Source organism: Microbacterium sp. C448 (assembly GCF_000582705.2).
GTDB classification, from domain to species: Bacteria; Actinomycetota; Actinomycetes; order Actinomycetales; family Microbacteriaceae; genus Microbacterium; species Microbacterium lacus_A.
On sequence record NZ_HG779644.1, the window covers coordinates 1 to 609 of the forward strand.

The following is a 609-nucleotide window of genomic DNA, read 5'->3' on the forward strand; positions in this document are numbered from 1 at the left end:
GCTGCAAGCCGATATCGACGACGGCACCCGCGACGGGATCACCAGCGTCGAGCATGCCGAGATCAAGCGGCTCAAGGCCGAGAACAGTCGTCTGCGGGAGGATGTCGCGATCCTGAGAGCTGCGACGACTTTCTTCGCGGGGGAACTCGACCCCCGCAACCGTTGATGCTGGGCTTCATTGACACGATGAGAGCCGAAGGTCACGCGGTCGAGTCGATCATCCGGGTCCTGCAAGCGCAGGGCGTGAAGATCGCCGCGCGCACCTACCGAGCCCACCGGCAAGGCATCGTCGCAGTGCGGACGATCACGGACGCGCAGGTCCAGGACGCTGTCCGCGCCGCGGCATGGACCATTGTCGAACGCAACGGGACGATGCGTCGCGTGCTGACTCCCGAGGGCCTCTACGGGCGGCGGAAGATGACCGCGCTGATCCGCCGCACGTCGATCCCCGGCGCGTCGCGAGGCGCGGTCGACCGGGCCATGCGCTCGCTCGGGCTGTCGGGAATCCGTCGCGACAAGGGCACCCGCACTACGATCCCCGCCAAGGACGGGGTCCGTGCCGGCGACCTGCTGAACCGCGACTTCACCGCGCCCCGGCCGGATCACACC

1 pseudogene is annotated in these 609 nt (G+C 68.3%); it reads left to right on the plus strand.

Annotated elements, in window-relative coordinates:
• Positions 1-609: pseudogene (locus tag MIC448_RS06175) on the plus strand (IS3 family transposase); the annotation flags it as partial.